Raw genomic sequence first — 20,254 nt, 5'->3', positions numbered from 1 at the left:
GTTCTGGCTGCCCGGGCCGGAGGGCCGGGACGCTGGGATCACTTGCCCCGCACGTCATGGCCCACCCCCTGGTGGCATCGGATGCACATGATCTGGTCGCCGTCCCGCTGGCTGGCCAGCACGTCGTGGGTGAAGCCGCCGTGGCAGTAGATGCAGTTGTTGTTGATGATCTGCAAGGAGACGTCGCGCGCCCGGATGTTCTGCGGGTAGTTGCCGGAGGTGAAGGCGATCGAGTGGTGCAGGCCGTTCTCGGCCTTGACGGCGTACTTGCCGACCAGATCGTGGGGGGTGTGGCAGTCGTTGCACCCCGCCACGTGGTGGTGGGCCCCGGCGTTGTAGGCGTCGTAGTAGTCCTGCATCACGTGGCAGCTGGCGCAGGCCTTGGGGTCATGGCCCAGGTAGGACAGGCCGTTGGCGTAGACGAACGTGAACGCCGCCAGGCCCACCAGGGCGCCGATGAGAAGCCCCATGATCCCGGGCAACCAATGACGCGCAGCAGTCAACACACCAGATGCCCGGTGTCCGCTCGTCATGGTCACCCACCCCCACGGCAGTGTGAATTGTCCCTGACTCAATCCTGATGGAGACGGGCTGTCGCGTCCATGGGGCGGAGGGCACAAACTGGGCACAGAAAGGGCACAAGGGCGCTGGCCGGGGGCGGTCGCCGCGGTGATCGCGCGGCCGGTCAGACCCTGGCGTTCAGGCCGTTGCGGATGATGTACGCGGCGGCCTGGTTGCGGTTGCTCATGCCGAGCTTGCGCAATGCGTTGTGCACGTGGTTCTTGACCGTGCCCTCGGTGATGGTCAGGTGCGTGGCGATCTCGCGGTTCGACATGCCCTTGGACACGAGCGTCATGATCTCGAGTTCGCGGCGGCTCAGTCCGTGTGCGGTGTCCGGTTCGGGGACGATGACCTTCTGCACGTCCAGGCCGCCGCGCAGCTGGTTGAGCAGGCCGCTCACCAGCCGCGGCGACAAGGGGGACTGGTCTGCCATGACGCCGCGGATCATCTGCAGCAACTCGGCCGGTTCGAGATCCTTGAGCAGATAGCCGTCCGCGCCGGCCCGGATGGCCTCGGTCAGCAGCTCGTTCTCGTCGTGCACGGTGAGCATGACGATCTTCAGTCCGGGGTGCCGCTCACGCAGCAGCCTGGCGGCCCGGGCCCCGTTCATGACCGGCATCTCGAGATCGAGGATCGCCACGTCCGGTCCGCTGGAGGCAACGGCCTCCAGGGCCTCCAGTCCGTTGGAGGCCTCACCGACGATCGTCATGTCGTCCTCACGGTCGATGAGGGCGCTGACTGCTCGGCGGAAGAGCGTCTGGTCATCGGAGATGACGACGCGGATCGGATTCGTGGGTTCCGGCTCCGCCGGGATCGTGTTCATGCATGCGTCCTTTCCTCACGCAGGCCCTCGTCGGAAACGGCGAGAGGGACGACTGCGCTGACACAGGTGCCCGCCCCCGGGATGCTCATGATGCTCAGGTGTCCGCCGATCTCCTCGATGCGTTCACGCATCGACAGCAGGCCGAAGCGGCCGGGGCCGGGGGCAGGATCCTCGAAGCCGATTCCGTCGTCGCTGATGTTGACGGTGATGCTGCTCGGATTGGCGCGCATCGTCAGGTCCACGGAACGTGCGTGCGCGTGCTTGCGCACATTGGTGAGCGCCTCCTGCACGACGCGCAGCAGCTGCAGACGTGCCCCGGCCGCCAGGGGTACGTCCGGCTCGGCCAGCTCGAGACGGCAGGTGATGCCGCTGCGGCGTTCGAAGGCGCCGGCCGCTGACTGGATGCCCGAGCTCAGCGAACCGGTCATCTCCTCCGGCATGCGCAGGTCCCAGATGGCCTCCCGGACGTCGGAGTAGGCCATGGCACAGTCCTGGCCGATCTGGGTGAGTTCCCTGGCCGTCTCGTCCCCGAACTCGCCCCGCTCGGCCAGGGAGGAAAGCCTCAGGTGGGCCGAGCCGAGCACCTGGGCGACCCCGTCGTGCAGTTCTCGGGAGATCCGCTCGCGTTCGTTGGCGATCATGCGCGCCTCGGAGTCATCCGCGCGAACGGCCCTGGCGATGAGGCGCTCGGCCATGCCGGCCATCGCCACCAGCACGAGTTCCTCGGCCTGCCGGCGGCTCGGGTCGGTGCCGCCCAGGCGTGCGTGCCACAACCAGCCGAACTCGTCGTCGGTGCCGAGCCCCACCCGGACGACGTCCTTCTCGTCCATCGCGCGCGGGCACTTCAGCCGCGGCCCGGTCAGGATGCAGGTGCTGCCGGGGTCGAGCAGGCAGGTCATCGGCTGGAGCTCTTCGGCGGGACGGACCTGCATCTGGACGGTCTGGCAGCGTGTCGCGGTCAGACAGCGGTGCACGCACAGGCCGCTCTGGTCCGGTCCGAGGGTCGCGTGAACCTGCGCGACGACATCGGCCAGGGAACCGACGAGCTCGGTGACGGGCAGGGTGGTCCTGCCGGCTGGCCGCTGGCCATCGGTTGCTGGTGCATGGTGTCCGGTCATTCTGAGCGACTGCCTGGCTTCCTCGTCACAGCGGTTCGGTCCTGCCCTCCCCGATGACGCCATAACCCACCATAACGGGGCTCCAGGCAAAAGTGTGGGTTGGGCCGTGGAAAATCTGCGTGGCGTGTCCTGCCGGTGCTCGATGGACCTGCCGCGGCCCGGGGTGCGTCTCACTCTAGACTGGCGCACATGGCGCTGCTGGACCGTATCCGTGAACCCTCGGACCTGCGAACGCTCAGCGACGAGGAGCTACGGGCGCTCGCCGACGAGATCCGCCGGTTCCTCGTCACGAACGTCGCGCGCACCGGCGGGCATCTCGGTCCGAACCTGGGTGTCGTCGAGCTGACCATGGCCATTCACATGGTTTTCGACTCCCCGAAGGACCCGATCGTCTTCGACGTCGGACACCAGAGCTACGTCCACAAGATCCTCACCGGTCGTGCCGCTGAGTTCGGCGCGCTGCGCCAGAAGGGCGGGTTGTCCGGCTATCCGAACAGGGACGAGTCCGAGCACGACTGGGTCGAGAACTCGCACGCCTCGGCGGGCCTCAGCTGGTCCGAGGGCATGGCGCGGGCCTTCAGACTGACCGGGCGTGCGAATCGGACGGTCGTCACCGTCGTCGGTGACGGCGCGCTCACCGGCGGAATGGCCTGGGAGGCGCTCAACAACATCGCCGCCGATCCAGGGCTGCCGATGGTCATCGTCGTCAACGACAACGGCCGGTCCTACTCGCCGACGGTGGGTGGCCTGTCCAGGCAGCTGTCCGGCCTGCGCACCGATCCCCGGTACGAGAAGGCCATGGAGAATGTGAAGACGACCGTCTCGCGTGCTCCGCTCGTCGGTAGACCCGCCTACGATCTCCTGCACGGCCTCAAGATCGGTTTGAAGGACGTGCTCGCCCCCCAGGGCCTGTTCAGCGATCTCGGTCTGAAGTACATCGGCCCCATCGACGGCCACGACCTGCAGGCGCTGGTCGTCGCCATGGGCCAGGCGAAGGGCTTCGGCGGGCCGGTCATCGTGCACGCCATCACCCAGAAGGGCAAGGGATTCGCCCCGGCGGAGAACCACGAACGCGATTTCTTCCATGCCATCGGCAGGATCAACGAGTGCACCGGTGAGCCCCTCACCCCGTCGGTGCAGGCCACCTGGACCGACGCCTTCGGGGCCGAGCTCGTCGAGCTCGGTGCCGAACGCGACGATCTCGTGGCGATCACCGCCGCCATGCTCCACCCGGTGGGACTGGGCCGTTTCGCCGCCGCCTACCCGGACCGCGTCTTCGATGTCGGCATCGCCGAACAACATGCCATGGGACTGGCCGCCGGCCTGGCCCGTGCCGGCCTGCACCCGGTCGTCGCGGTCTACTCGTCCTTCCTCAACAGGGCCTTCGACCAGCTGCTGCTCGACGTGGGCATGCACCGGCTGGGTGTCACAGTCGTCCTCGATCGCGCCGGTGTGACCGGCCCGGACGGCCCCAGCCACGACGGCGTCTGGGACTGCTCCATCGTCGGCATCGTGCCCGGTGTCCACCTGGCCTCCCCGCGTGACGAGGTCCGTCTGCGTGAGGCGCTGCGCCAGTCCGTCGGTATCGAGGACGCCCCCAGCGTCATCCGCTACTCCAAGGAGAAACTGCCCGACCCGATCGAGGCCGTCGCGAGCAGTGACGGCATCGACGTGCTGGCGGCGGGGGAGCGGCCCGAGGTGCTCGTCATCGGTTACGGCCAGCTGGCCGGTACCGCCCTTGCCGTCGCCAGGGCACTGGAGGGGAGGGGACTGTCCGTCACCGTCGCCGACCCGCTGTGGTCGTTGCCGGTGACCGATGCGCTGCTGCAGCTGGTCGCGCAGTACTCCCTGGTTGCGACGATCGAGGACAATCAGGTCGTCGGCGGCGTCGGTTCGCAGCTCCAACTCGCCATGAACGCCAGGGGCGTCAATGTCCCCGTGCGCCAGTTCGGCGTCCCCCAGGAGTATCTGCCGGTCGGCTCCCGCGCTGAGGTGCTGGCCGACATCGGTCTCACCGCTGAGCGGATCGCCGAGTCCGTCGCCGCGTCATGGGCGGGGCTGGGGCACGGGCTTTCCTGATCGTACGGGGATCACCAGCTCCTCGCCTGTGCTCAACGCGGCGTGGAGCCCAGCGCGGCGACGATCACCGGCGCGGTCAGCCGGCACTGCCATCCGCGCGCGCCGTGGGCGGCCAGACGAGCAGCGACATGCTCGCGGTCGACCGTCTCCAGCGGCTCCCAGGCCAGCCGGCGCAGCGTCTCGGGTGCGATGAGATTCTCCGGCGGTACGTCCAGGGCCTTGGCCAGGCGGTTCATCGCAGGGCGCACGCGTTGCCAGCGGCGCCATGCGTCCGGATTGGTGCGTTGCCAGTTGCGCGGCTGAGGGGAGGGGCCCTCGTGGGGAACCCGCAGACGCGGTAGCTCGGACTCGCTCATCGCGGCGATTCGCCCCGCGGCCGCGAGCCAGCGGCCGCGGTAGCGGCGGGCGTTGCGGCGTTTGAAACCCATGACGGCGTTCATCTGAGCCATCCCGGGCACGTCGGGGGTGTTCTTGGTGATCTGGCTGGCCAGTTCGCTGATCGCCTTGTCGGGCAGGATCTTGCCCGGTGCCCGGTCCAGTTCGCGGGCCACCCGGTCGCGTTCGGTCCAGATCTCGCGCACCAGCGCCAGGCCACGGCGGGTGCGCACCGAGTGCAGGCCGTTGACGTGGCGCCATGGTTCGGCGGGCGGTGTGGGGGGCTCACGGTGAGCGTCGATCATGTGCTGGAACTCCTGCTGCGCCCAGCCCCATTTGCCCTGCTCGTGCAGCTGGCGCCACAGCAGATCGCGCAGTTCGACGAGCAGCTCGACGTCGAGTGCCGCATAGGCGATCCAGTCGGCGGGCAGGGGGCGCTTGGACCAGTCGGCGACCGAGTGCTCCTTGAGAAGGTGGACGCCGAAGAATGTCTCCGCCATCGGGCCCAGCCCGACCCGCGGCATGCCGAGCAGGCGCCCGGCCAGTTCGGTGTCGAACAGTCTCTCGGGCAGCAGACCGAGCTCGCTCAGGCAGGGCAGGTCGGAGTTGGCGGCGTGGATGACCCATTCGCTGTCCGTGATCGCCTCGCGCAGCGTACTGAGGTCCGCGACGGAGCCGTCCCCGGGCTCGAAGGCCTGTGGGTCGATGAGCCAGGTGCCGCATCCGTGGCGGCGGATCTGCAGCAGATAGGCCCGGCCGCTGTACCGGAAGCTCTGGGCGCGTTCGGTGTCGATGGCCACCGGTCCGGTGCCGGCCCCGAGGACCTGGACGCATTCGGCGAGCTTCTCGGCCGTGTCGACGAGGGGAGGCAGTCCCTCCCCTGGGACGGCCAGGACGGGCAGGCCGGAATCCGGGTCGATCAGTCCGTCGCGTTCAGTCGTGGCGTGCTGCGCGCCGTCGGTGTCCTTCATCCTGTTCCTGTCACTGAGAGGTTGACGCGGATCGGAGTGACCTTCTCGGGCAGCGGCGGCATGCCGGCCGCCTGGCACATGAGCTGTTGCCACGCGCGAAGGTGGCCGGTGATGTCGGAGGGATCGTTGATGAGCGGGGTCCAGCTCGCCCGGATCTCGATCTCGTCGCGATTGGCCTCGGTGCTCATCGAGCCGAACGAGCGGCTCGTCACGGTGGTCACCGTGCCAGCAGGCGCGGTGAAGACCGCACCGCATTCGCCGAGCGCCTCGACGAGCCAGCTCCAGGCCACCTCGGCGATGAGGGAGTCGGCGACCATGTCCGCGTCCGTGCCGGCCCGCACCAGGGTGACGATCCGCCAGTCACCGTCCCAGGTGTCATTGCCCGCTGGATCGTGCAGCAGGATGAGCCGTCCTGATCCGTACTCCTCCGCATCGGTTCCCAGTTCTGCTTCCAGTGCGTAGCCGTAGGGGGCGATGCGCTGGGGGGTGCCGATCTCCTCGACGTTGACGTCGGGTCTCCATCCGAATGCCTCGAGCTCGGTGATGACACGGCGGAAGCCGTCGTCCCCGAGGCGATCACGTAGGTCGGTGGGCATGCCCTGACCCTACGATTCTGCTCACCCGCTGCCCTGGACGCCACGCCGCGGCGCCGCAGCTGGCGGGGGAGGGCTCGACCATCGCCCGTGGATGGTCTCAGGCACCCGCGGCCGGGGCGAATCGCAGGCTGATCGAGTTGATGCAGTAACGCTGGTCGGTGGGGGTGTCGTAGCCCTCCCCCTCGAAGACGTGGCCCAGATGTGAACCGCAGTTGGCGCACCGCACCTCGGTGCGCGGGCGGCCGGGGATCGAGGTGTCGGCCAGGTAGCGCACGCGGTCGGCCGCCAGCGGGGTGTAGAAGCTGGGCCAGCCGCAGTGGGAGGCGAATTTGGTCTGGGAGCGGAAGAGTTCCGCGCCGCACGCACGGCAGCTGTAGACGCCCTCGGCGAAGTGCTCGTCGTACTCTCCGGTGAACGGGGCCTCGGTGCCGCACTGACGGAGCACGTGGAACTCCTGCGGGCTCAGTTCCGCGCGCCACTGCTCGTCGCTCTTCTCGACGGGGTAGTCACCCATGTCTTCCTCCTGTTCGTTGCCCCGAGACTAGCTCTGCGCCTCGAAGGGCAGAGGCCGGGAGAAAAGGTGGGATCGCTGGGTCACGTGCTCAGAGAGCGACCAGTTCGAGGGAGCTGGTGATGACGTCGTCGCCCAGGTGCTCGTCGGCCGGCACGGCGTCGAGCATGTCCATGGCGGTGAACGAGTACCGGCTCATGACGAGCTCGATGATGCGTTCGTCGGCGCCGAGGGGGGCGCTGACAGTCAGGGCACCCGCTGACAAGGCCTGCTCGACAGCCGCCATGAAGCTCTCCGATGCGGTGAGGAACAGTGCACCGACCGCGATGGCCCTGCGCCCCTGTTCACGCAGCAGGTTGATCGCCGCAGCGATGGATGAGCCGGAGCCGTCGACACTGGCCATGGCGACCGGCAGCCTGTGGTGAGAGCTCCACTGGCGGGCGCGGCGGGCGATGAGACCCTGCCCGCGGACGTCGCCGCTGTTCGGCGTGGCCAGCACGAGGCCGTCCAGTTCGAGGGCATGGCAGCTCGACAGGGCATTGCGCAGGCGCAGGTCCAGGATGCTGAGGAGTTCGGCGGCCGGACCGATCGGGCGGGCCATGGCGAGATTCATGTCGGGGTGAGCAGCACGGACGCGTTCGAACATGTCACTGGCGGCCTGTCCCACGTCGACGGCGTGGGTCAGGGACATGGGGACGAACGCCGCCTCGCGTGTTCCGCGGGACGCCAGGGCGCTGATGACCTGGGGCCCGCTCGGCGGGCACTGATCGAGGAATGCGAGATGGATGGGCAACTCGGGGCGCTGGATCTGCATCCGCTTGCGCAGCAACCGTATCTCCTCGGCGCCGTCGGCCAACAGAATCAGTGCTGGTGCAGTCATAGCGTGCCCTTATCTCTTGTTACTGTCAGGGCGGCGCCGTTGCCGTGGTGTCTCAACTGTCGGACATTTTTCCGCGAATAGCAAGTTGGATGTCCACGATGTGACACAAGAAAATGAATCCGCTTGGCTGTGCGGCCCGCCATGGCTGAGCTCTCCGGGGTGTTGGGGGCGAAAGATTTTTCTGCTCGACCCTCGATCTGGACGTTTCCCGCGGGTCTGGACCATGGCGTGTCGGAGCAGTCGCGCTACCCGGGTCGGTCGGCGCCGGCCGCGCATGCCGTCTCAGTCGCTTGTCAGAGAGAGCAAGGGTGCCCGGAGCGGGATTCAGGGTCGGATCGGTTGTCGACCGGCGCACTGAAAGAACTGCGGGGCGCACTGCCGACAACCCTCATCCAGGAAGTGGAAAGAGTTATCAGTGGGCGATACTGGGTTCGAACCAGTGACCTCTTCGGTGTGAACGAAGCGCGCTACCGCTGCGCCAATCGCCCGGCTTGGCCAAAGCTAGCGCACCGCTTCAGGTCTGGACAAATCCGTTGCCATGGGTCCTCGCGGGGGCCGATCCCTCGCGGCGGGTTCCCCCGGCGCTGCGGGACGTCGTCCCGTCGGCGGGGTAGGTCGTGGGCGGGTCAGGCGTCCCTGGGCTCGTACGGCCTCACTCGAGGGGCGCGCTTCGTGTCCGGTTGCTCTGCCCCGGCCTGTCCGCCCGCTCGTCCTATGGTGAAGCACCTGGTCAGGTCACTGTTGACGGGAGCGGGGCAATCGCTCGCAGCGTTCGATTTGTGCTGTCCGGATGAGTTCGCTATTGTGGTCTCCGCGCTTCGTCGAGGGAAACCTCGTGAAAGCGATGCGGACGTGGCTCAGTTGGTAGAGCATCACCTTGCCAAGGTGAGGGTCGCGGGTTCGAGTCCCGTCGTCCGCTCGGAGAGGCCTTGGCCCCATCCACTGACCATGAAGCTTCGTGGTGGAGGCAAGCTCTTCACCCGGTGGAGTGGCCGAGAGGCGAGGCAGCGGACTGCAAATCCGTATACACGGGTTCAAATCCCGTCTCCACCTCGGGCGGCTGGCGCAGTGGTAGCGCGCTTCCCTGACACGGAAGAGGTCACTGGTTCAAACCCAGTGTCGCCCACCATGATGAAGACCCCCGGTTCCTCACCGGGGGTCTTCGTGTGTGCCCGCCGCCCCGCGGATCAGCGGGGGCGGCGGACGGGCATCGCCCGCCCGGCCGGGCTTATTCGGGAATGGAGATGCAGTAGGTGCGGCCGGGTTCGTCGTAGGTCAGCCCGCTCGTGGAGGTGTCCGGGCAGGTCGCGTCGTACTCCTCGATGATCTCATCGATGCGGAAGTAGGCCTCGGTACTGCTGCAGTCGACGCTCTGGAAACTCAGATCGCTTGTCTCAGTCGGGTAACAGGCGTCCTTCATCATCTGGGGCACCAGACACATGCTGGCCCTCGTGCCATTGCTCGTGATGGTGATCTCGTCGTAGACGCCGCCGATGTTCTTCTCGGTGTCGGCCACGTCGGTGCAGGTCACGTCCGAACCGGCCTTGGCGACGTAGTAGGCACCCTCGGTGCTGCAGTCGACGCGTTCGGTCTTGACGTCGTCCTTGGTGCCGGACAGGGCCACGCACTGCCCGACGTCCTTGGTGGCGTCGTGCGTGGCCGTGATCCAGCCGTAGACGAGCCTGCCGCCGATGGCCAGGGCGACCACCACCACGATGCCGATGATGCGCTTGAGCACCACGTTGCCGCTCTTGGCCGGGACGCTGCTGCCCATTGCGGCTGCGGCGGGCGGAACCTGGCCCTGCTGAGGGGGCTGGCCGTTGGGCTGGAAGGGTGGCTGGCCCTGCTGAGGGGGCTGGCCGTTCGGCTGGAAGGGTGGCTGGCCCTGCTGAGAGGGCTGGCCGTTGGGCGGGAACTGGCCTGGAGCCTGCTGCTGGAACTGCGACTGGCCCTGCGCCGGTGCGGGGCCGTACGTCTGGTTGATGGCATCCTGGCCTGTGCCGGGCTGCTGCGCGGCGTTGGGATCATTGGGCTGCCACGAACCGCCGGCGCCATCGGCGGCGGAGGTGGCCTCGTTCGGGTTCTGGGGATCGCTCATGTCTCGTGAGTATCGCACAATGGTTCCCTCTCCATCTGCGGTCTCAGCCAGAATTCCGCTCCCGCCCGGCGGGACCGCCCTCACGACTGGCATGTCCGGTCGGGAAAGGCCGCCCCAGGGCTGATGTCCCGGATGCCGGAGGCGGCCCCGCGCCTGACCGGCAGGCGGCGAGATCCGCCGTACGGCCAGCTCAATGGGGCAGAATGTACGAGGTCCCAGCATGGGACTGCTTCCCGCCGCAGGCGGGTGATCGACCACGGGCGGCCCGGTTCGCCGCCGAAAGGAACAGAAGTGTCGGTATCAGTCATCATCGCCAGTGATCGCCAGGATGAGCCGAAGGTGGTCGGTGCGGGCAGCACGGGCCTCGACCTGTTCGGCGATGACAAGTCCGTCGTCGCCATGCGCGTCAACGGCGAGACCTGCGACCTGGCCACCGAACTGTCCGACGGTGACCGGATCGAACCGGTCCTGGCCGCCAGCGAGGAGGGGCTGGCCATCATTCGTCACTCCGCCGCGCACGTGACCGCCCAGGCGCTGCAGGAGATCTTCCCGCAGGCCCGCCTCGGCATCGGCCCGCCCATCACCGACGGCTTCTACTACGACTTCAAGACCGATCCGCTCAACCCGGAGGACCTCAAGGCCGTCGAGAAGAGGATGCAGACGATCATCAAGCAGCGTCAGCGCTTCGTTCGTCGCGTCGTCACCGAGGAACAGGCCCTCAGCGAGGAGGCCGACGAGCCCTTCAAGATCGAGCTGATCACGGACAAGGGCCGCCCCGGGGTGCAGGACGGTTCGCAGGTCGAGGTGGGCGGCGCAGAACTGACCATCTACGACAACGTCCGCCGCGACGGCACCGTCGCCTGGAAGGACCTGTGCCGTGGCCCGCACGTGCCGCACACCGGCTACATCAAGGCCGTCGCCCTGACCCGCACCAGCGCCGCCTACTGGCGCGGGGACCAGAGCAGGGACACGCTGCAGCGCGTCTACGGCACCGCCTGGGCCAGCAGAGAGGACCTCAAGGCATACCAGGAGCGCATGGCCGAGGCCGCCCGGCGCGACCACCGGAAACTGGGCGCCGAACTCGATCTGTTCAGCTTCCCCGAGGAGATCGGTCCCGGCCTGGTGGTCTTCCACCCCAAGGGCGGCATCCTGCGCCACGAGATCGAGTCCTATGTGATCGGCCGCCACCTCGAAGCCGGCTTCGACTTCGTTCACACCCCCGAGATCAGCAAGGGCGGCCTCTTCCACACCTCGGGCCACCTGCCCTACTACGCCGACACGATGTTCCCGCCGATGACCGTGGACGAGGAACACGACGCGGACGGTGAACTCACCAGGGCGGGCCAGGACTACTACCTCAAGGCCATGAACTGCCCGATGCACAACCTCATCTTCCGTTCCCGCGGGCGTTCCTACCGGGAACTGCCGCTGCGCTTCTTCGAGATGGGCCGCGACTACCGCTACGAGAAGTCCGGTGTCGTCCATGGCCTGACCCGGATGCGCGGATTCACCCAGGACGACTCCCACACCTACTGCACGCCCGAGCAGGCCGAGACGGAGATCACCGAGCAGATCGCCTTCTTCCTGTCCATTCTCGAGGCGTTCGGGCTGGACGACTTCTACCTGGAACTGTCCACCCGTGACGAGGAGGGCTCCCACAAGGACAAGTTCATCGGCTCGGACGAGGACTGGCGGGAAGCAACCCGGGTCCTCGAACGGGCCTGCCGGGCCACCGGTCTGCAGCTCGTGCCGGACCCGGGCGGGGCCGCCTTCTACGGGCCGAAGGTCTCGGTCCAGGTGAAGGACGCCATCGGCCGCACCTGGCAGATGTCGACCATCCAGTACGACTTCAACCAGCCCGAGCGCTTCGACCTGGAGTACACCGCCTCCGATGGTTCGCGTCGGCGCCCCGTGATGATCCACTCCGCCAAGCTCGGCTCGGTAGAGCGCTTCATCGGCGTGCTCACCGAGCACTACGCCGGGGCCTTCCCGGCCTGGCTGAGCCCGGTCCAGGTCGTCGCCATCCCGGTCGCCGGCGAGTTCAACGACTACCTGCACGAGGTCGCCGCCAGGCTCAAGACCAGGGGGGTGCGTGTCGAGGTCGACGACTCCGACGACCGGATGCAGAAGAAGATCCGCAACGCCACCCGGCAGAAGGTGCCCTTCATGCTCATCGCGGGGGAGAGCGACCGCGCGGCCGGCGCGGTCAGCTTCCGTTTCCGTGACGGCAGCCAGTTCAACGGCGTCGACGTCGACGAGGCCGTCGACCGGATCGTCGGGCACATCGCCGCACGCGCCAACGAGGACCCGACGGCACCGGGGCAGGCGAACTCAGGTGAGTGAGCCGGAGCCCCCGGGCACCACAGCCGGGGCCGTCGAGTGGGTCGAGAACCTGCCCGGCGTCCCTGACGCCCTTCAGCGGTTGTGGACCCCGCACCGGGCCGGCTACGTCGGCGGTGAGGGCAAGCCGAGCGACTCCGGGGCCGGCCCGCAGTGCCCCTTCTGCCGGGCGCCGCGGATCGGCGACGACGAGGCCTCGCTCATCGTCCGGCGCGGCCGGACGGCCTTCGTCGTGCTCAACCTGTACCCCTACAACCCCGGGCACCTGCTCGTCTGCCCCTACCGGCACGTGGCCGGGTACGTGAACACCACCGAGGACGAGGCCGGTGAGATCGCCCAGCTGACCAAGCAGGCCGTCACGGTCGCCAGGCACGTCTCGGCCCCCGCCGGGTTCAACATCGGTATGAACCAGGGTGAGGCCGCGGGCGCCGGTATCGCCGCTCACCTCCACCAGCACGTCGTGCCTCGATGGCTTGGGGACACGAATTTCCTGCCCATCGTCGGACGGACCAAGGCCGTCCCCCAGCTCCTGTCCGACACGCGCAGGCTCTTCACCGATGCGTGGGCCGAACTGTTCGGCCCACACCAGGAGGTCACGCATGCTTGAGCATCTTCGCTCCCGCTGGACGAAGGTCATGTCACCGATCGCACTCGCCCTGCTCAAGGCCCGTGTCACGCCCGACATGGTCACCTGGGCGGGCACCATCGGAGTCGTCGCGGTCTCGCTGATCTGTTTCCCGAACGGGTGGCTGTGGCAGGGCGTCCTGCTGCTGCTCGTCTTCATCTTCTCCGACTCGCTGGACGGCATCATGGCGCGCACCAGCGGCCGGAGCTCGGACTGGGGCGCCTTCCTCGACAGCACCCTCGATCGCATCGCCGACGGGGCGGTCATGGGTGGCCTGGCGCTCTACTTCGTCGGCGCCGGCAACAACGTCTGGTGGGCGGGGCTGGCTCTCGCCACCCTCGTGCTCGGCCAGGTGACCAGCTACACCAAGGCCCGCGGCGAGTCCCTCGGCTACGAGGTCAACGGTGGTCTGGCCGGTCGCGCCGACCGTCTGCTCCTCAGCCTGCTCGGTGCCATGCTCACCGGGATCGGCGTCGACTGGGGGCTGCCGGTCTGCCTCATCATCCTGGCCATCGCCGGGGTCATCACCGTCGCCCAGCGCATGATGCTCGTCCGCCGTGCCACCAAGGCCCCGTCGCAGGCCGGGGAGCGCCTGGAGTGAGCGCCCGTCGCCACCACCGACCCAGCATGCTGATGGTCCTCAAGGCCGGGGCGCACCTGCCAGGGTGGTTCTGGCGTCCCGTCAGCGTCATCGGGGCGGCCGTGCTCGTCCTGAGGCCCAACCGGACCGTGCGCCAGTGGCAACTCAACTACGAGCGCGTCCAGGGGCGTGCGCCCGGACCGCGAGCCACCTATCGGGCAATGACCGGCTGGATGGAGAACACGATGATCTCGCTCCAGCTCGCCGGGTGGAGCGAACGCCGCATCCGCCGCCGTATCGTCCTGGAGAACCCCGACGCCTGGGAGCGCCTCAAGGCCGTCCACGAGGAGGGCGGTATCGTCGCGGCCCTTCCGCACATGGGCAGCTGGGACCTCGTGGGTGCCTTCGCCTGCCTCGAGGGGCTGCCGGTCAGCTCGGTCGCGGAGGGGCTGCCCGATGGCCAGTTCGAGTACTTCCGTGATCTGCGCAGCAGGCTCGGTTTCCGCATCTACAACGTCAAGGATCGTTCAGTCTTCCCGCGGCTGCGCGCCGACCTGGACGAGGGCCGTGTCGTCTGCCTCGTCGCCGACCGTGACTTCAGCCGCAGGGGCGTGCCGGTCACCTGGCAGCTGCCCGGCGGGGACGCCGAGATCACGATGCCCCCCGGGGCCGGGCTCCTGGCCCAGCAGAGCCATCGCCCCCTGTTCGGCGTGGTGACCTGGTTCGACCGGCTCGGCAGGCTCCACGTCCTCGTCACCGAACCACTGAAGGTGGCCCACGGGGCTGACGGATTGCCGCTCATCATGCAAGAATTGGCCGATTTCTTCAGCGAGCAGGTCAGCGGGCACACCGTGAGCTGGCTCATGCTGCAGAGATTCTTCAAGGGGGTGAGCGCATGAGGGTGGGGATCGTCTGCCCCTATTCCTTCACGTATCCCGGTGGCGTGCAGAATCATGTCCTCGGACTGGCCTGCTGGCTCAAGAAGCACGGCCACGAGGTCTCGATCCTGGCCCCGGGCCAGGCGAGCCCTGCCCTGCTGGCAGAGACCGGCCTGCACCCGGAGGAGTTCACCAGCGCCGGGCACGCCGTCCCGATCAACTTCAACGGATCGGTGGCCAGGATCAACTTCGGCCCGGGCCCGGCCGCGAAGGTCAAGCGGTGGCTCGACTCGGGCCACTTCGACGTCGTGCACCTGCACGAGCCCATCGGCCCCAACATCGGATTGATGGCGCTCTACCTGACGGACCGTCCGGTCATCACCACGTTCCACACGGCGATGCCGACGCTGCGGGCCATCAGGATGGTCAACTCGATCCTGCCGAGCGTCGTCAGCCGCATCGACGCCTCGATCGCGGTCTCCGAGGCCGCCGCGAAAGTGGCCCACGAGCACTCCGGCGTCAACCCGGTGATCATCGGCAACGGCATCCACGTGGACGACTACCCGCTGGAACCCGTCCAGGGCCGCTGGCGGGGCGGGGACGCGCCGCGCCTGACCTTCCTCGGCCGCTACGACGAGCCCCGCAAGGGCTTCGAGGTGCTCACCCCGGCGCTTCCCCTGGTACGGGCCCAGTTCCCCGACCTGGACGTCATCGTCATCGGCTCGGGGTCGGCGCGCTCGGAGCAGGGCGTGCGCTTCCTCGGCGGACTGGACGACGAGGCCCGCAACTACTGGCTGGGCCACACCGACGTCTACATCGCCCCGCAGACCGGCCGGGAGAGCTTCGGCATCGTGCTGCTGGAGGCACTGGCCTGCGGTGCCCCTGTCGTCGCCTCCGACCTGCCGGCCTTCGTCGACGTCCTCACCGACGACGAGGGCATCGTCGGTCACGTCTTCCGCAACGGCAACTCGGCCAGCGCCTCACGGGCGATCCTGCGCAGCCTGTCCGAGCCCCGCGACCTGCGTCTGGAGCGCGGCAGGGCCCAGGCCGCCCGTTTCGACTGGTCCCAGATCGGCCCGCAGATCGTGCAGATGTACCGCACCGCACGGCTCAACTCGGCGAGGATGCGGCTGAGCAGCCGCTGGAGGTTCCCGAGCCTGCGCACCCGCTCCTCCCGGCGGGGCGCCCTGCGTCCCTGACCGAGCATTTCCTGTGCACTTCTTGTGTACAGTGTCTGGCGGTGCGTGCCCGGGTGGACCGTCCGTCCGGGACGATGATTGACTGTGCGGCAGGTGGGCCCGCGCTCACCTGCCGCACGCGCGACCGCGGCTCCACTGCGGGCGCGCCGGAGGCTTCAGGCTCTGCCGGAAGGGTGAGGACATGGCGCAGTTCCCGGCTGGACTTCGGTACAGCAGCGAGCACGAGTGGGTTCGCTTCGAGGAGGGCAGCGCGATCGTCCGCGTCGGTATCACCGACGGTGCGGTCGATGCCCTGGGGGACGTCGTCCATGTCGACCTGCCCACCGTCGGCAACGAGCTCGTCGCCGGTGACGCCTGCGGCGGGCTGGAATCGACGACCTCGGTCCGCGACGTCCACTCGCCCGTCACTGGTGTGGTGAGCGCCGTCAACGAGACCGTCATCGCCGCGCCTGAGACCATCAACGCCTCGCCGTACGGCGAGGGCTGGCTGTTCGAGGTCGAGCTGGCCGAACAGTCCGGCACCGACGATCTGCTCGACGCGGCCGGACGTGCCGGTCTCGTGCAGCAGTAGCCAGCCACCGGTTCCCGCTACCATGGTGGCAGGGCCAAGCCACAGCGTCCGACGGGGGAGTCACATCATGATGATCTGCGCCAAGTGCGGCCACGAGAACGCCGACGGCAGCAATTTCTGCGCCCAGTGCGGCGAGCGGCTGAGCACCGCGTCCGACACCACGTCGGTCATCCCGGCCATCGACGAGGATGCCCCCCACGCCGAGATCAGCGCCGAGGACTCCGCCGCGGTGCACGCGCTGCCCGCCGGCCATGCCCTGCTCGTCGTCACCCGTGGCCCCGACGTCGGTGCCCGCTATCTGCTCGACCAGCCAGAGACGCTGGCCGGTCGCAGCCCCGACTGCGACATCTTCCTCGACGACATCACGGTGTCACGGCACCACGCCAAGTTCGTCATGGGCCGGGACGGCGTGACGATCACGGACCTGGGCAGTCTCAACGGCACCTATGTGAACCGGACCCTCGTCGACGGCTCGGCCGTCCTGCGCCACGGTGAGGAAGTGCAGATCGGGAAGTTCCGGATGGTCTTCTTCGTGAGTGAGCTCGGACTTCGCTGATGCCCCCGGCTCAGCTCGTCGGTATCGGCCGTGTGGTCGAGACCCTCAAGGCCGAGTTTCCCGACATCACGATCTCGAAGATCCGTTTCCTTGAGACCGAAGGACTCGTCTCGCCCGAGCGGGCCCCTTCCGGTTACCGCAAGTACTCCCCGGCCGACATCGACCGGCTGCGGTACATTCTTCGCGTCCAGCGCGACCAGTACCTGCCCCTGAAGGTCATCCGCGAGCACCTGGAGATGATGGACGCCGGCCAGCAGCCGCCTGCGGCCGAGAATCCCCCGCAGCCTCCGGCCCAGTCAGGACCCGCCGAGGATCCGGCGCCCACGGCGACCACCGCGCAGCGGACCCCCAAGACGGTGCGCCTGACCCGGCGTGAACTCATCCGCGAATCAGGTCTGCCCGAGGCCACCCTCATCGAGCTGGAACGACAGCAGATGGTGCTGCCGCGGCGCAACTCCATGTACTACGGGCGTGATGCCCTCATGATCTGCGTCGTGGCACGCCGCCTGCAGGACTACGGCATGGACACCCGCCACATGCGAGCCATCAAGCAGGCCGCCGAGCACGAGGCGGGGCTCATCGAACAGGGCGCCCTGCCGCTGTCACGCCGTGGCGGGAACAACAGCCAGGTGATCGCCGAACTCGCCAATCTGGTCGTCCACGCCCACGCCGCGCTCGTCCAGACGATCCTGGAGCACTGATCATGGTCACACTGTCAATCGTCGGGGTGCAGCTGATGGAGTCCAGCGAGCAGCCCGTGCTCATGCTCGGCCAGGCCTGGACCAGCCGTTTCCTCCTGGTCTGGGTCGATGCCCAGGTCGCTGCCGCGTTGTTCGCGGCGGCCGATCCCGACAGCCGGGACGACCCGAGCCTGCGGACCTACGAGCTCTTCGCCCAGGCCCTGGCGGTGACCGGGGAGCACGAGCTGACCGGCCGCGTCACCGGATGGTCCGACGGCGTCTTCAGCGCCGAGCTCGTCATCGACGGCGCACCGGTTCCCGGACGGCTCTCGGACATCGCCGTCCTCTCCCACACGATGGGTTTCCCGCTCGAGTGCCCCGACGAGCTCATGACTCAACTGGCCGTTGAGGCTTTCGAGGGCGACAGCGACGTCATCGAGGAGTTCAAGAACTTCCTCGACAAGGTCGAGGCGGATGACTTCGGTGAGGACAGTCCCTAGTCACATGCGGTTCGGGAGAGGATTCGAGGGCTCTCGGGGCAGCGGCTGCGGCCTGGGCCCGCCCGACACGCCGGACCCGGAAGATTGCACGGACGAGGGCTCGGCGCTTACCGTCAGGTGTGCAGCCGCTCGTGCGAGGCTGTCCATCCGACGAAAGAGGCCATTGTGACCAACCCCGTTCCCGAGGCCCCGTCGTCCGTCCTCGTGCAGGACGCACTCTTCGAGGGTGACTTCTCGGCGGTCCCCGAGGACGCGGGTTTCCGAGGTCCCGTCGCCTGCTCGGCCGCAGGCATCACCTACCGCCAGCTCGACTACTGGGCCCGTACCGGCCTGGTCACCCCTGGCATCCGGTCCGCCGACGGCTCGGGCACGCAGCGGCTCTACTCGTTCCGGGACATCCTCATGCTGCGCGTGGTCAAGAACCTGCTCGACGCCGGCATCTCGCTGCAGCAGATCCGCAAGGCCATCGACCACCTGCGCGCCCGTGGTGACGAGAACCTCACCGGCATCACGTTGATGAGTGACGGCGTCTCCGTCTACGAATGCACGAGCGAGCACGAGGTACTCGACCTGCTGCGCGGCGGCCAGGGCATGTTCGCCATCACGCTGGATGGTGTCGTGCGTGACCTGGAGGGTTCGCTCACCGAGCTGCCCACCGAACGCACCGACCTGACCAGTGGCGACGACGAGCTGGCACGCCGCCGGCGCGCTGCCGCGAACTGACGGCCGTCGCCTGCTCTCCGTCGCGTCTCCAGGGGGAGATTCGCCGTCCCGTTAGACTCGTCCCCATGGATCCTGCTCCAGCCGCGGTGGAGTCTCGCGGGCGTGCTGCCGCCGGCCCGGCCGCGGCCGGGGCCTGCACCGACGGTGGTGGTCGATGAGTCGGGTCTACCACGCGCTGCCCGCCCCGGCATCCGCGGCCGAGACCGTCCGGGGACCGGCCGGTAACGTCAACCGTCTCCTGGGCTGGGCTGCGCGCAATCGGATCGTCGCTCACCTGTGGCGCACCAACGAGCGGTTCAACAACCGCCTCGGCAACCAGTTCGCCGGCGGCATCACCTACTTCAGCGTGCTGGCCGTCGTGCCGGTGCTCATGTTCGCGTTCAGCGGCCTGGGATTCGTCCTCACACGCATCCGGCCGTCCTGGCTCGTGCAGGTGAAGGAGATCATCACCCGCAACGTCTACTCGGGTCCGGTGCGTGACACGATCCTGAGCTACGTCGACCAGTACCTGTACAACTGGCAGGCCGTCGGACTGGTCGCCACCGCGGTGGCCCTGTGGGCCGGCGCCGGCTGGGTGGGCAACGTCAAGGGCGCCATCCGCGCCATGTGGCGGCCCGAGTTCGACACGAACGAGAAGAGGCACTTCTTCCTCACCGAGGTGCTCATCAACATGGGGCAGCTCATCTGTTTCATCGTGCTGATCCTGCTGGACCTCGCGGCCAGCACGGTGTTCATCACCTGGGGCGAGGACCTGGTCCACCTGCTGCCCTTCAACGCCCTCGGGCTGTCGAACTGGCTGGTCAGACTGGTGTCCGCCGCCGTCTCGCTGGCCTCCGGGTGGATGCTCTTCTTCGCCTTCTTCACGGTGCTGCCGGCCGAGAACAGGGCCCCGAGGCGATCGGTGCGGCGCGGCTCGCTGATCGCCGCCGTCATGTTCTGGGTGCTGCAGGCCGGGGCCGGCACGCTGGCGGCGATGTTCGCCCGCAACCGCAGTGCCGCCCTGTGGGGCGCATCCTTCGTCGTGGCCCTGCTGTTCCTCAACGTCTTCGCCCGGCTCATCCTGTACGTCGCGTGCTGGATCGCGACCGCCAACCAGCCGGCGGTGGCCCGGCGCTGGAGCGATTTCGATCAGCCGCTGCGGCACCACGACGACGTGGTCACCGTGCCGGGGCACTGGGACGCCGCGGACGAGGACCGCGCCCGCCGCCAGACCGAGGACACGGATCCGGGCGCGGCCGCACGCCGCAACACCGTCTACGTCCTCGACACCGTCATGGGCAGTCTCATGTCGGGGCTGGGCGGCCCACCCGCCGACGCGATGACGCACCGCGCACCGGTCGTCGGTGGCGGGCATGGCCGCGGCGCGCGGCAGCGGCTCCCGGAACGGCTGGCGCAGCGGACCTCGTGGAGTCCCACCAACCCGTCACCGGCCACGAGCGAACGCAGGGGTGAACGTCGCGCCCGCAGCGGCTGGCTGAGCGGCCTGGCCGCCGGACTGGGCGCCGGGGCCCTCCTGCCCCGGCTCCTCGGCCGGCTGCTGGCCCGCCGCAGGGCATCGCGGCGCGAGTGACGGCCCGCCCCGCGTGTCCG

Annotated in this window: 20 protein-coding genes and 4 tRNA genes; 15 read left to right on the top strand and 9 right to left on the bottom strand. The window is 68.3% G+C overall.

Features of this window, described 5'->3' with window-relative positions; all coding sequences use genetic code 11:
• Window positions 1-38: 38 nt before the first annotated feature.
• The 3 genes from nrfH to D9T14_RS11215 all read right to left on the bottom strand — a co-directional run bounded on the left by nrfH (window position 39) and on the right by D9T14_RS11215 (window position 2,502).
• On the bottom strand, window positions 39-470 hold the full coding sequence (gene nrfH, locus D9T14_RS11225) for a cytochrome c nitrite reductase small subunit (protein WP_119162663.1): 432 nt from the start codon (window positions 468-470) through the stop codon (window positions 39-41).
• Between the two features lie 215 nt (window positions 471-685).
• A complete protein-coding gene (locus D9T14_RS11220; RefSeq protein ID WP_119162662.1) occupies window positions 686-1,384 on the bottom strand; it encodes a response regulator in 699 nt (232 codons plus the stop codon).
• Window positions 1,381-2,502 carry a sensor histidine kinase gene (locus tag D9T14_RS11215; RefSeq protein WP_170175680.1) on the bottom strand — a complete coding sequence of 374 codons (1,122 nt, stop codon included), beginning with the start codon at window positions 2,500-2,502 and terminating at the stop codon, window positions 1,381-1,383. The genes D9T14_RS11220 and D9T14_RS11215 overlap by 4 nt, the downstream gene beginning before the upstream one ends.
• A gap of 189 nt (window positions 2,503-2,691) precedes the next feature.
• On the opposite strand from D9T14_RS11215, the gene dxs reads away from it, so the two are divergent.
• Window positions 2,692-4,581, top strand: coding sequence for a 1-deoxy-D-xylulose-5-phosphate synthase (gene dxs, locus D9T14_RS11210; protein WP_119162660.1), 1,890 nt, complete (start codon window positions 2,692-2,694; stop codon window positions 4,579-4,581).
• Window positions 4,582-4,613: 32 nt separating this feature from the next.
• On the opposite strand, the gene D9T14_RS11205 is transcribed toward dxs, so the two are convergent.
• From D9T14_RS11205 to D9T14_RS11185, 5 genes are all read right to left on the bottom strand, one after another.
• The gene (locus tag D9T14_RS11205; protein ID WP_119162659.1) at window positions 4,614-5,927 is read right to left on the bottom strand and encodes an HRDC domain-containing protein; all 1,314 of its coding nucleotides are present in this window, start codon (window positions 5,925-5,927) and stop codon (window positions 4,614-4,616) included.
• Window positions 5,924-6,523, bottom strand: a complete 600-nt coding sequence (locus tag D9T14_RS11200; RefSeq protein WP_119162658.1) for a DUF3000 domain-containing protein — start codon at window positions 6,521-6,523, stop codon at window positions 5,924-5,926. The genes D9T14_RS11205 and D9T14_RS11200 overlap by 4 nt, the downstream gene beginning before the upstream one ends.
• Window positions 6,524-6,620: 97 nt before the next feature.
• The gene (msrB, locus tag D9T14_RS11195) at window positions 6,621-7,037 is read right to left on the bottom strand and encodes a peptide-methionine (R)-S-oxide reductase MsrB (protein ID WP_119162657.1); all 417 of its coding nucleotides are present in this window, start codon (window positions 7,035-7,037) and stop codon (window positions 6,621-6,623) included.
• Window positions 7,038-7,125: 88 nt separating this feature from the next.
• On the bottom strand, window positions 7,126-7,914 hold the full coding sequence (locus D9T14_RS11190) for a sirohydrochlorin chelatase (RefSeq protein WP_119162656.1): 789 nt from the start codon (window positions 7,912-7,914) through the stop codon (window positions 7,126-7,128).
• Window positions 7,915-8,330: 416 nt separating this feature from the next.
• Window positions 8,331-8,402, bottom strand: a tRNA-Val gene (locus D9T14_RS11185).
• 358 nt (window positions 8,403-8,760) lie between these two features.
• Between D9T14_RS11185 and D9T14_RS11180 the strand changes: the two genes are divergently transcribed.
• The 3 genes from D9T14_RS11180 (at window position 8,761) to D9T14_RS11170 (ending at window position 9,043) form a co-directional block, all read left to right on the top strand.
• Window positions 8,761-8,833, top strand: a tRNA-Gly gene (locus tag D9T14_RS11180).
• A gap of 63 nt (window positions 8,834-8,896) precedes the next feature.
• Window positions 8,897-8,967, top strand: a tRNA-Cys gene (locus D9T14_RS11175).
• Window position 8,968: 1 nt separating this feature from the next.
• Window positions 8,969-9,043, top strand: a tRNA-Val gene (locus tag D9T14_RS11170).
• Between the two features lie 99 nt (window positions 9,044-9,142).
• Here D9T14_RS11170 and D9T14_RS13710 read toward each other — a convergent pair.
• Complete coding sequence (locus tag D9T14_RS13710) at window positions 9,143-10,012, bottom strand: hypothetical protein (RefSeq protein ID WP_182482080.1); 870 nt, start codon at window positions 10,010-10,012, stop codon at window positions 9,143-9,145.
• 291 nt (window positions 10,013-10,303) lie between these two features.
• Here D9T14_RS13710 and thrS point away from each other — a divergent pair, with 291 nt between their 5' ends.
• From thrS to D9T14_RS11110, 11 genes are all read left to right on the top strand, one after another.
• Complete coding sequence (gene thrS, locus D9T14_RS11160) at window positions 10,304-12,355, top strand: threonine--tRNA ligase (protein WP_374955808.1); 2,052 nt, start codon at window positions 10,304-10,306, stop codon at window positions 12,353-12,355.
• Window positions 12,348-12,959 carry an HIT family protein gene (locus D9T14_RS11155; RefSeq protein WP_119162654.1) on the top strand — a complete coding sequence of 204 codons (612 nt, stop codon included), beginning with the start codon at window positions 12,348-12,350 and terminating at the stop codon, window positions 12,957-12,959. The genes thrS and D9T14_RS11155 overlap by 8 nt, the downstream gene beginning before the upstream one ends.
• On the top strand, window positions 12,952-13,578 hold the full coding sequence (gene pgsA / locus D9T14_RS11150) for a phosphatidylinositol phosphate synthase (protein ID WP_119162653.1): 627 nt from the start codon (window positions 12,952-12,954) through the stop codon (window positions 13,576-13,578). The genes D9T14_RS11155 and pgsA overlap by 8 nt, the downstream gene beginning before the upstream one ends.
• Window positions 13,579-13,604: 26 nt before the next feature.
• A complete protein-coding gene (locus D9T14_RS11145) occupies window positions 13,605-14,456 on the top strand; it encodes an LpxL/LpxP family acyltransferase (RefSeq protein ID WP_119162652.1) in 852 nt (283 codons plus the stop codon).
• Complete coding sequence (locus tag D9T14_RS11140) at window positions 14,453-15,634, top strand: glycosyltransferase family 4 protein (RefSeq protein WP_119162651.1); 1,182 nt, start codon at window positions 14,453-14,455, stop codon at window positions 15,632-15,634. The genes D9T14_RS11145 and D9T14_RS11140 overlap by 4 nt, the downstream gene beginning before the upstream one ends.
• A 181-nt stretch (window positions 15,635-15,815) precedes the next feature.
• Window positions 15,816-16,205, top strand: coding sequence for a glycine cleavage system protein GcvH (gene gcvH, locus D9T14_RS11135; RefSeq protein WP_119162650.1), 390 nt, complete (start codon window positions 15,816-15,818; stop codon window positions 16,203-16,205).
• Between the two features lie 67 nt (window positions 16,206-16,272).
• Window positions 16,273-16,761, top strand: coding sequence for a double zinc ribbon and FHA domain-containing protein (locus D9T14_RS11130; RefSeq protein WP_119162649.1), 489 nt, complete (start codon window positions 16,273-16,275; stop codon window positions 16,759-16,761).
• Window positions 16,761-17,462 carry a transcriptional regulator FtsR gene (gene ftsR / locus D9T14_RS11125; protein WP_119162648.1) on the top strand — a complete coding sequence of 234 codons (702 nt, stop codon included), beginning with the start codon at window positions 16,761-16,763 and terminating at the stop codon, window positions 17,460-17,462. Before D9T14_RS11130 ends, ftsR begins: the two co-directional genes overlap by 1 nt.
• Before the next feature lie 2 nt (window positions 17,463-17,464).
• Entirely contained in the window at window positions 17,465-17,941 is a 477-nt protein-coding gene (locus tag D9T14_RS11120; protein WP_119162647.1) for a bifunctional nuclease domain-containing protein, read from the top strand.
• 165 nt (window positions 17,942-18,106) lie between these two features.
• Complete coding sequence (locus D9T14_RS11115; RefSeq protein WP_119162646.1) at window positions 18,107-18,664, top strand: MerR family transcriptional regulator; 558 nt, start codon at window positions 18,107-18,109, stop codon at window positions 18,662-18,664.
• Between the two features lie 154 nt (window positions 18,665-18,818).
• Window positions 18,819-20,234, top strand: a complete 1,416-nt coding sequence (locus tag D9T14_RS11110) for a YihY/virulence factor BrkB family protein (RefSeq protein WP_119162645.1) — start codon at window positions 18,819-18,821, stop codon at window positions 20,232-20,234.
• Window positions 20,235-20,254: the final 20 nt, after the last annotated feature.

It is taken from the genome of Propionibacterium australiense, assembly GCF_003666605.1.
Lineage (GTDB): Bacteria > Actinomycetota > Actinomycetes > Propionibacteriales > Propionibacteriaceae > Propionibacterium > Propionibacterium australiense.
The sequence above is the reverse complement of the archived record's forward strand: the minus strand, read 5'-3'. Positions and strand labels throughout refer to the sequence as shown.